The 10,021-nt window shown below is 64.4% G+C and carries 8 protein-coding genes and 1 pseudogene; 3 read left to right on the top strand and 6 right to left on the bottom strand.

The features are described 5' to 3' along the window. A pseudogene (locus tag RUMESO_RS25275) lies at positions 1-146 on the bottom strand (IS256 family transposase); the annotation flags it as partial. 301 nt (positions 147-447) lie between these two features. Here RUMESO_RS25275 and RUMESO_RS16215 point away from each other — a divergent pair. Together RUMESO_RS16215 and galU are read left to right on the top strand one after the other, a co-directional pair. Next, positions 448-1,611 carry a family 16 glycosylhydrolase gene (locus tag RUMESO_RS16215; RefSeq protein ID WP_082484142.1) on the top strand — a complete coding sequence of 388 codons (1,164 nt, stop codon included), beginning with the start codon at positions 448-450 and terminating at the stop codon, positions 1,609-1,611. Between the two features lie 480 nt (positions 1,612-2,091). After that, on the top strand, positions 2,092-2,979 hold the full coding sequence (gene galU, locus RUMESO_RS16210) for a UTP--glucose-1-phosphate uridylyltransferase GalU (RefSeq protein ID WP_037281602.1): 888 nt from the start codon (positions 2,092-2,094) through the stop codon (positions 2,977-2,979). Positions 2,980-3,000: 21 nt separating this feature from the next. Here the strand turns inward: galU and RUMESO_RS16205 are convergent, their stop codons facing one another. Genes RUMESO_RS16205 through RUMESO_RS16195 form a run of 3 tightly spaced genes read right to left on the bottom strand, consistent with a single transcriptional unit; the run spans position 3,001 to position 5,170 of the window. Then, on the bottom strand, positions 3,001-3,435 hold the full coding sequence (locus tag RUMESO_RS16205; RefSeq protein WP_037281601.1) for an ATP-binding protein: 435 nt from the start codon (positions 3,433-3,435) through the stop codon (positions 3,001-3,003). A gap of 11 nt (positions 3,436-3,446) precedes the next feature. After that, a complete protein-coding gene (locus RUMESO_RS16200; RefSeq protein ID WP_037281600.1) occupies positions 3,447-3,785 on the bottom strand; it encodes an STAS domain-containing protein in 339 nt (112 codons plus the stop codon). Then, positions 3,782-5,170, bottom strand: coding sequence for a DUF3131 domain-containing protein (locus RUMESO_RS16195; protein WP_156362983.1), 1,389 nt, complete (start codon positions 5,168-5,170; stop codon positions 3,782-3,784). The genes RUMESO_RS16200 and RUMESO_RS16195 overlap by 4 nt, the downstream gene beginning before the upstream one ends. A gap of 63 nt (positions 5,171-5,233) precedes the next feature. On the opposite strand from RUMESO_RS16195, the gene RUMESO_RS16190 reads away from it, so the two are divergent. Further along, complete coding sequence (locus tag RUMESO_RS16190; protein WP_037281599.1) at positions 5,234-6,643, top strand: DUF3131 domain-containing protein; 1,410 nt, start codon at positions 5,234-5,236, stop codon at positions 6,641-6,643. A 23-nt stretch (positions 6,644-6,666) separates the two neighbouring features. Here the strand turns inward: RUMESO_RS16190 and RUMESO_RS16185 are convergent, their stop codons facing one another. Then, positions 6,667-8,025 (bottom strand): DUF3131 domain-containing protein, encoded by a 1,359-nt coding sequence (locus RUMESO_RS16185; protein ID WP_051521399.1) that lies wholly within the window; start codon positions 8,023-8,025, stop codon positions 6,667-6,669. Then, positions 8,022-9,857 (bottom strand): glycosyltransferase family 2 protein, encoded by a 1,836-nt coding sequence (locus RUMESO_RS16180; protein WP_037281598.1) that lies wholly within the window; start codon positions 9,855-9,857, stop codon positions 8,022-8,024. Before RUMESO_RS16180 ends, RUMESO_RS16185 begins: the two co-directional genes overlap by 4 nt. Positions 9,858-10,021 lie beyond the last annotated feature (164 nt).

Raw genomic sequence — 10,021 nt, 5'->3', positions numbered from 1 at the left:
CTGCGCTCGTATCGTCCTGCTCCGATCAGTCCCTCCACGTCGGCCTCCATGAGGATCTGGAGAACCGTCTCGGCGAGGGAGCGGAGAAAGTTGCCATCATCGGCCTTTTGCAGCGCCTCCATCAGCGCCATCCTGTCGTCGGTCATCGGGTCCTCGTGGCTCAGGGTGAAGTCGGACAACTCCACCTTAGCCGCACATCCCGATGGCCACCCCGCCTACACCGGAAAGTCCACCACCTCCGTGGACGCTACCCGCCCTTGCGTCCTGTGCTTAACCTCTAGGCGCAGCCCTACGAACCAAGCGGCTCGTGTTGGTCGCCCTTCCTGATCACACAGGAATGTGATAGGACGCGACGCGTTGCTGCGGGCACATCTTCTTGACCTATCACTCAGCGACCCCAAGCCGTCTCGCCGGTTTGTGGGCTGCTCATTTTAAGGTGTCGAGTTCATGTCTAATCTCCGCTACACCAGCAACCCGCTACTAACTGGTGCTTGGCAGGTGTCAGACTGGACCGCCGGGCAGTCCAGCATCCTGAAATGGTCACCCAACAACGTGACCTGGAACAGCAACACGGGCACACTCAACTTTACGCTCGACAAGGCCCCGAGGGGGTCGCGCCTGCCCTACGTGAGCGGCGAGATCGAGTCGAACCAGACCGCCCAGACGGGCACCTGGAGTTGGACCGCCCAGGCCCCCGAGCTCACCAGCGGGTCGATCTTCGGGCTCTTCACCTACAAGGCCGACTGGGCCAACGACCCCTGGCTCGAATTCGACTTCGAGTTCCTGGGCAAGGACGGTGGCGACTGGGACGGGGACGGCGACATCGACATCAACGTGGTCCGCCTCAACATCCACATGGAGACCGCCTCGGGCCAGCACGTCACGCTCGAGGACGCCAATGGCGGGCCCATCAAGGTCAACCTCGGGTTCGACGCCACGGAAGGCCAACACACCTACGCCGTCACGGTGACCGGGACCGAGGCCATCTTCACCGTCGATGGCACGGAAGTGGGCCGCTATGACGCGACCGACATGCCGGGCGGCACCTGGATCAACGGGGAGATGAAAAGCTTCGTTAATCTCTGGGCGGTCGACACCAAGCCGGAGATGGAGGCCTGGGCCGGCAAGTGGACCTACCCCGGGCATCCGCTCGTGGGCAAGGTTTCGGCGGTCGAGTACGCCCCTCTGGGCGGCACCTCCACTCTTATCGGCGGCCCCGCCCCGAAGCCCGCGGTCACGGTGCAAGGGACGAACGGCCCCGAGGACCTCCGCGATGTGCTCAAGCGATCGGACGTCCTCGAGGGCGCGGGCGGACAGGACCGCTTCCTGTTTGTCAGTCCGGGCCTGAACGCGAAGGGCGATACGGTGACCTCGCGCGGCGGGACAGCCGAGAAGGACGTAATCTGGGACTTCAACCCTGATGCGGGCGCCGAGCACGACATCACAGTAATCTCCAAGAGCCTAGCCGGGGTAAGCCAGTTCTCGGCGCTTTACCGCAACGTCAGCGACGTGAATGGTGAAGCGGTGCTCAAGTTCGCCGACGGCAGTACGCTTACCTTCCATGGTCTGCACAAGGCCGATCTCAGCTACGACGACTTCGCCCTCGTGTAGCCCTCAGATCGAGGGATCTCACATTGCAGGACGGGGCGGCTTATGCCTTTCAGCGACGTCGGCTAAATGATGGTGGAGCCCTGCTATGCGACCCACCAAAGATCTGCGGGGCAGACCTGGTGCCCGGCGCTGAGGCTCAAGCGCGCGAGCAACGCACCAGAGGTTGTGAAGGCTCTCATGCCTCCCCGCACTCCATCCGAGACATCTGCAGGCTTCAACTCCAAACCCCGGCTACCGCGGAAATCACGGACTGCTCGTCGCTTCCGAGGAAGGACCGAAGGGCAAATGCCGGAAGCCGCTTCCAGGGTTAGGTCCACTTCGCCGTCAGGCGTCGCAACAACATGACTTGGCGACTGGGCAAGGACCTCGGACTAGCCCGCGGGTCAGTCGTTGACGGACGATCTGACCGGCAGGCTTTCCATTCGGGAACCCCCCGCTCCGCTTACTGTTTGGCTAACACGCAATCGGAGGAGTCCTGCAGTGAAGCCTGTCACGAAAGCCATCTTTCCCGTTGCGGGGCTAGGAACCCGCTTCCTGCCCGCTACCAAGGCGCAGCCCAAGGAGATGCTGACGGTCATCGACAAGCCCCTCATCCAGTTCGCGGTCGAGGAGGCCATCGCGGCCGGGGTCACGCAGCTCATCTTTGTGACGGGCCGCACCAAGCGCGCCATTGCGGACCACTTCGACGCGACACCCGAGCTCGACCGCCTTCTGCGCGACAAGGGCAAGGGCGACGTGGCCGAGCAACTGCGGAGCATCATTCCCCCGAACGTTACATGCATCTACATCCGCCAGCCCGAGGCGCTGGGGCTAGGCCATGCCGTCTACTGCGCGGCGCCTCTCGTCGGCGAGGATGAGGCTTTCGCGGTGCTCCTGGCCGACGACCTCATGCAGGGCGAGCCGCCCGTGCTCGCCCAGATGGCCGAGGTTCACCGGGAGACAGGCAAGTCCGTCCTGGCCGTCAACCCCGTCCCGCTGGACGAGACCAGCAGCTATGGTGTTGTAGCCTCCGACGATCCCGGCGAGGGTCGGTCCGCCCCGATCCGCGACATGGTCGAGAAGCCCCTGAAGGGCGAGGCTCCCTCCAATTTGGCCGTGGTCGGGCGCTACATCCTGACCGGGGACATCATGAGCATCCTGGCCAAGCAGGAGCCCGGCAAGGGGGGTGAGATCCAGCTCACCGACGCTATCCGGAAGCAGATCCCGACCACGGGCGTGGAAGCCTTCCGCTATCGTGGCCGGCGCTACGATTGCGGCTCCAAGATGGGCTACCTCGAGGCGACCATGGACATGGGGCTCGCGCATCCGGAATACGGGCCGGCGCTCCGGGCTAGGCTGCAGGGCATGATAGGCGGAGAAAGCGCCTGACGCTGCGGACCCACCCCTGCGTCAGGTGCGCACCCGACGCAGGAGGGTCAAGATGTTCTGTCCCTGGTCCGAGCGATAGGTCACCTCGTCCATGATCGTGGCGATGATCGAGAGGCCCATCCCGCCTTCGGGGATCTCCAGCAGGTCCATCGGATCGAAGTCGAAGCGGCTGAGGCGAGCATTGGCGAGCACCTCGCCGGGAATGGGGCGCCCCCAATCGAAGATCGTCACCCGAACACCGTGATTTCCCGTGGCGGCTTCGATACGGATCGGACCGCCTTCGGGCCCATATCCGTGGCGCACCACGTTCGTGGCGGCCTCCACAAGCGCGAGCTCGATGTCGCCTGCGCCTTCAGCACCCAACTCCGGCTCCGCCAGTAATCGGATGGCCTCCGAGATGGGCCCGATGTCGTCCAAGCTGCTGCGGTCCAGAATCCAGGTGCGCGCGCTGGCCATGATGCACAGCGTCAGCCTGACATCTGGGCGATGGCAGCATCCACACTCGGGTGCAGCGCAAAGACGCGATCCATGCGCGTGAGCTGGAAGAGGCGGGCCACCGCCCCACTCGCACCGACGATGGCCAGCGTACCCCGGGAGCCCAGCCGCTTCACGGCGGAGACTAGTGCGCCGAGACCCGAGCTGTCCATGAAGTCAGTCTTCGAAAGGTCTAGCACGATCCGGCTGTGGCCGGCGTCGATGCGGCGGAGGAGTTCATCACGGAGGGCTGGAGCCCGCGCAGCGTCCACGCGCGTCTCGCCCACGTGGAGGACCAGAATGTCGCTCTGCAGCTCTTCGGTGATGTTCATCCAGGTTGCTCCTGCTGCTCTTCGGTGACGCTCGGCAAGCATCGATTCTGTTGCGAGTCGTTCGTCTCCACCCAGGCCAGGGGATCTTCCACGGGTTGAAGGATCGGCCCGTTCTCCTTGAAGTAGAGCGTCTCGAGCATGATGCCGTTGTTGTTGGCCGTATATTGCAGGATCGGGCCGCTGCCGTTCTCGTAGATGCCTTCCACGTAGCCCAGCTTGGGATCAAACTGATCGGCGATATAATCGAAGAGTTGGTCAGTGTAGTCCGTGTCCCAGAGCGCCCAGAGACCCATTGCTCCCTTGAGCGCCACCGCCCCATGCTCAGGCACCCACTGGCCCGTGTCGGTGATGGTGGCCCAGGGCCGGCCGTCGCTGAAGAGCGTGTCGTAGACGAAGTAGGGCGCATCGAGCAGTTGGTGCTCGGTCCGCGCTGTGAAGGTCTCTGTTGCCTCGAAGCGGCGCGCCTGTGCCTCGTAGACGTTCTGGGCCGCGCGGGCAATCCAAGCCGGAATGTCGTCGCCCGCCGGATCCGCTAGACCGAACTCGATGCCCAGAAGGGCGTAGCTTTCGGTTACGACATAGTTGTGGGCGCCTAGCACGCGAGGGTCGCGGGTGTCGTAGGGCACCTCGACACCATAAAGCCAGACCGTGCTGTAGGGCTCGGGCTTGTAGGCCTCCCCCACGTCGAAGCCCCAGAGCGCGAAGGCGGCGGCACCATACTCCTCGTAGCCGAGACGGCCCTCTTGAACGTAGAGAGTTGCCCCGTCCCCTCCGACCGTAGAGCCCTGGAGTACGCCGGCCGGGGTCACGATGTTGCACCAGTTCCACCGTCGGAGTGTGCGGCGCACGTCTGCCTGGAACTCCGGGTAGCGCTGCTCAATCACCTTGAGCCACACCATGAGCCGAGCGATGTCGAGCGCCGAGCAGCCAATCTCGCCGGGCTCATTCGTGTAGGTCGTCGGGAACGCTGTTTGAGTGTGGTAGACTTTGTTTGGGCACTCCGAACGAAAGAGCTGAAGATGTGACAGCGTGCCCAGCAGCAGGTCGAGCCGATCCTTCGCTGCCTCCTCGTTGATGAAGCCCAGCCCCTCGGCCGAGATGACAGCCCCGATGTACGAGCCCGTGTCCCAGAGCGTCGTCGAAGGGTAGGCATTCACGGCGTTGGTGAATCCGGTGTCGGGCTGCCAGTTGGCTTCGAAGTAGTGCCAAGCGTTCTGAGCCATCTCCATCTCGGCATCCGTCAGCTCGCTATGGCGGGGTTGCGCGACGGGCTCGACGGTGGAAAGGGGGCGCTCGGGCCAGTGCTCGTCGGCCGCGCTAGGCGGCGCCGTCGCTCCCAGGGCCAGAGCCGACGCAAGAAACACAGGACGGGCTGTCGCGGACACGTGTGGAACCTCAGGGGCAGGAAAATAGATGGACGGAGAGCAACTCGCTCGGGAGGATAGGGCATGGTTCTGGTGGAACAAGGAAATGGCGGCCGGCTCCGCGGCTTGCTCGGCAGCTGCGCGGCTCTCCTGTTCCTCCCTCTCGCGGCTCTGGCTCAAGAGGAACCGTCCAGCACGTCTCCGCCCCTCTCCACCGGGAGCCTGAGTACGCCCCTGACCGAAGAGGAGCTGACCTGGGCGCAGGCGGCTTGGGCCTACTTTACGAGCACGGGGGACGCTCCGCCGGCCGAAGGCGCCCCGCCGAGGCCGGGCTTGGTGCCCGCGCGTGCCGGAGCCCCCGTCGCGTCCGCTTGGTCCATGGGGGACCAACTCGCTGCCATTCTTCTGGCCCAGCATCTCGGTATCATCGATGATCGCGAATTCGATCAGCGGTTCACTCGGCTTCTGACCTTCATCAACACCATGCCGCTGGCCTTTGGCGAGATGCCCAATCGCTTCTACAGCACCGACACCGGAGCCATGCTTGGAGAGGATTTGGCTGAGGGCCAGGCGGGTTGGTCGGCGGTGGACACTGGGCGCTTGCTGGTCTGGCTCAAGATCGCCGCTGTCGAGCACCCTGAGTTCGCCTCCTTCATCCGCAATGCAGTGGGCCGGTTCAGCGTCTGCGATGTCCTCTCCGACCAGGCGCGGCTCCAGAGAGCTCGGCCGGGCGAGAACGGGACGGAATATGCGGCGGAGACGTCGCGTGGCTACGACTCCTACGCCGTGCAGGGTTACCGGGCCTGGGGTTTGGACGCGCCCATTCCATCCGCAGGATCGGCTGCCTCCGAGATCGACATCGACGGCGTCCGCTTCCCTTTGGAGGTCGACGTGACGGCCCAAGCGCCAATCATGACCACCCCGCCCGCATATATGGGACTGGAGTTTAGCTTTCTGACTCTTGGGCCGCTCTCGGGAGAGGAGGTGGCGGGCGGGTTGTCGTCAGGTGACCTGATGACGGTGGTCTACGATCTTCAAGCGCGACGGCTGACTCAGGACGGGCTCCCGACCGCTCGAGCAGACTTCCGCCGCTCGGAGGAGCCGTTCACGCTCTACGGCACTATACTTGCCAACGGTTATCCGTGGTCCACGGTTGATCCGGGAGGCACTCTCTTTTCCCGGCTTGACCTTATCTCGACGCGGGCGGTCTTTGCTCTCGATGCCTTCTTTGACGGCGAGATCATCGACACGCTGCGCGCCCTCACTGCTGATCTCCAGGATCCCGCCTTGGGGTGGTATGAGGGCCGATACGAGGCCACAGGCGCCTATGAGACGACCCGGACCAGCGCCACGAATGCCTTCGTGCTTGAGGCGATTGCCTACCGGCACCTCGGGGCGCTGTTCCCTAAAGCTGCTTGGCCCGAAGAACTCGGGCCGGCCACCTCGGTCGGGGCAACCTGCCGGCTACCTTTGGCCACTCCCTCGCCGACCTGAGGGCACCCAGACTCCTGTCTTCCTTAAGGTGCCGCGGCCGAAGCCGTCTCACCCTGCTCCCTCAGGCCCTCTGGATGCAGTATGGGCCCAAAGGCCCAGTAGTGAAGGGCTTCTAAGATCACGGCATTGGTGTTGGACGCGAGCACAGCGTCTGGTCCATCCAAGGTCTCGTAGTGCCCGGCCTGCCAGCCGTTCGGGGTTTGCAGGTCCCAGACCGCCGCGGTGAGCTGCTCAGTGTAAGGCGTGCGGTAAAGGGCGTGCCAGCCCAGCGCCGCCTTGGTGCTCAGGATGCGGAACGCGTCCGCGTCCTCGCCGGTGTCTGTCTGCACCGCCCAGGGCTCTCCGTTGGCGATCACCGAACTGAAGATGAAGTGCGGCGCGCGGTCGAGGTGGTCCTCGGTCACGGCCGTCAGAAGCCCGATGTCGGTGTGCCGCCTCTCCTGCGCCTCGTAGACCCGCCAAGCGAGGTCCTTGAGCTGCGTGTCCCAGCCATACTCAAGCGCGGCGAGGATGTAGGGCTCGCTGAGCGTGTGGGTATGCGCCCCGAACTCCTCCGGATCGCGGCGGTCCACCGGTACTTCGACTCCCTCGACCTCGGCCCAGTCGAGCTGGGGCTCGACGCGGGATGCCTCGCCCGTGTCATAGCCCAGGAGTTCGAAACCTCGTGCACCATACTGCTCATAGCCGAGCCGCCCCTCCTGCACGAAGTCAACGCCACCTCCGTCGTTGGGCTGCGCCCCAATCAACTCGCCGTTGCCGACGGCCGCAGAGAGGTTCCAGCGGTCCAGTACCGCGGCTACTTCGGCCGCGTGCTCTGGGTAGTGAGTCAGGAGCACTTCCAAGGGGACGAGGAGACGTCCGATGTCCAAGGCCGACCAGCCGATTCCGGCTTCGGTCGGGATGTTGGCGTAGTCCGTCATGGCGAGGGTGGTCGTGTCGTAGGACTTATTGGGGAGTCGGCCATCGTAGAGCGGCAGCCGCACGAGGCTGTCCAGGGCCTGCGTCATGCGCCGATCGAACTCCTCACGTGGAAGCAGGCCCAGCCGCTCGGCTGAGATGGCAGCTAGAAGGTAGCCGCCCGTGTCCCACATCGTGGTGGCCGGATAGCCCGCAACCGAATTGACGAGTCCAGTATCCGGCTGTGTGTTGCCTTCGAAGTAGGCCCAAGCCGTCCGAGCTGCCGCCAGCTCCTCATCGCTGAGCGGCTCAAGCGGCGGGGGCGGCGCCTGCGTGGATGGGTCGGGCGTCCAGGCCTGCGCCGTCGTCGCGGCCCCGCCCGTCTCCCACTGCTCCAGCCAGTAGACGATCGCGAAGGCGGTCACGAGGGCTAGGAGAAAGACGATGTGACCCCGCGCGTTGCGCCATCCGTTGTGGGTGGTCATGCGGGCACTCCTTCCAAATCATCCTCGGTCTCGTCGGGCTTCCAGAAGGCGGCAAAGATCATGCCGCCCATAGCGAGTATGTTGTTGGCCGCCCAGAATCCGTTCGCGACCAGTCCGCCGGCGGTGTAGTGACCCAGCCCCAAGAGCCAGGCTGCGAGGCCCCAGAGGAGCGCGACCCCGGTCACGACGACCACGGCAATCTGTGGTGCCACGAGGCGCGCGAAATTGCCCGATTGGCGAACCTTGGGCGTGACCGGGAACTTGATCTTCTCGCCCCGGACGACGGTCCAGAGCGCGCGGAGGTTGATCGGGAAGAACGAGATGTACCAGAGCTTAGAGCGGTATCCGGAGATACCCCACGTCCCAATCATGCTCGCAAGCTCGTTCAAGATCAGGAACGGCAGGATGTGCTTGTAGAAATCCGCCGTGTAGGCCGTCACGGGGGCGATGCCGGTGAAGAGGTAGATGAGCGGAGCGACCAGAAAGATCACGTTCCACAACGCGCCCAGGTAGGACCAGAAGGTCGCGCCGTACATCACCCGCTGCCAGAACGACATCTTGCCCCGGAACAGCGGGTTGTCATGGAACAGTATGTCCAAGCTGCCCCCGGCATACTTGAAGCGTTGAACCGTCCAGCTCAGCAGGTCCTGGGGCGAAAGCATCTTGCATTCGATCCATGGATGCAGGACCGACTTCCAGCGGCGGGCCGGGTCGCCATGCAGCTCGATGGAGGTGTAGATGTCCTCGGAGACGTGGAACTTGTAGGGCGTGAACTCCTGATCAGCCAAGGCGCCGGCCACGAGCGCCGACTGGACCTCGGGGCGGAGTTGCTTCTCGCGCGTGAGCTTTCGCACGGCGATGGCGTCCTCCCCGGCCTTGCGCAAAATGTCGTCGGCGTAGGCGCCCAGGGCGGCCTGCATTACCGCTTCGCGCCGGTGAATAGAGCCTGCTCCGCAGCAGAAGGACGCGTTGGCCCAGTTCCGGCGCCGCAGGATGATTTGGTAGAACATCTCGGGGTCGTTGAGGAACGGGTCCTGGCCCACGCGGATCGGGCCGAACATCGCCTCCACGGCATGGCCTATTCCCCGTCCGGCGCTCCCGAGCTTCCGGCCCAGAGCATCGGGCAGGGGCGTACCCTCGGGGAGATCGTAGAACCACTGGGGCGTCTGGACCCAGGCCACATCGGGGTCGCGGAAGTAGCCTAGGCAGCGCTCCAGCATGGTGGGCATGGGGCGGGTGTCGGCGTCGCAGATGATGATGAAGTCGCCCCCGCTCTGCTCCATCGCGTTGCGGAGGTTACCAGCCTTGAAGCCCACGTTGTTGTCGCGGCTAATGTAGCCCACGCCCTCGTCCTGGGTCATTGCGCGCATCTCGGGGCGGCGGCCGTCATCTAGGACGTGGATCTGCAGGTCGATAGGATGGGGATAGCGCATGGCCTTGGCATCGCGGACGCCCCTCTGCACGATCTCCACATCCTCGTTGTAGGTCGTGAAGAAGACGTCGACGACAACCGGCCGGTCGGGCGCGGAGGGGTCCTCCACGCAGTCGCGGATGGAGGCCGGGGGCGGGAGGACCGGGTAGTCCTGCACGCGCCACAGATTGATCGTGAACAGGATCAGCCCGAAGTAGGCCAGCGTCTCCGCGAGCACGAGCGGTATGGCGAACCACAGAGCCTCTGGGTTCAGGCTCTCGGTCCAGCGCCACCACAGATACCACGCCCCGAGGACGAGGCTGATGACGGCGAGATACTGGTAGAGAAGCTCGCGAGCTGGGGAATGCGGCAGAGGCTCGGGTGGCGTGCGATGCTCGAAACGGTCGAAGTAGTAGGGCACGGTCTATCCCCGAGATCTCCAGTTACTAGCGCACATTAGATCGGATTGACCCGAGCGCCATAGTTCGGCCTCGGCGGCAGGCAGAACCGAAGCAGACCCGCGTCACTCCGTCACTCGGAAGCATCGCAGTTGCCCTTGCGATTCCAGTCGACCTGTCTTCAACA

It is taken from the genome of Rubellimicrobium mesophilum DSM 19309 (genome assembly GCF_000600335.2).
GTDB lineage: Bacteria > Pseudomonadota > Alphaproteobacteria > Rhodobacterales > Rhodobacteraceae > Rubellimicrobium > Rubellimicrobium mesophilum.
This window is presented reverse-complemented; position numbering and strand designations above follow the sequence as displayed.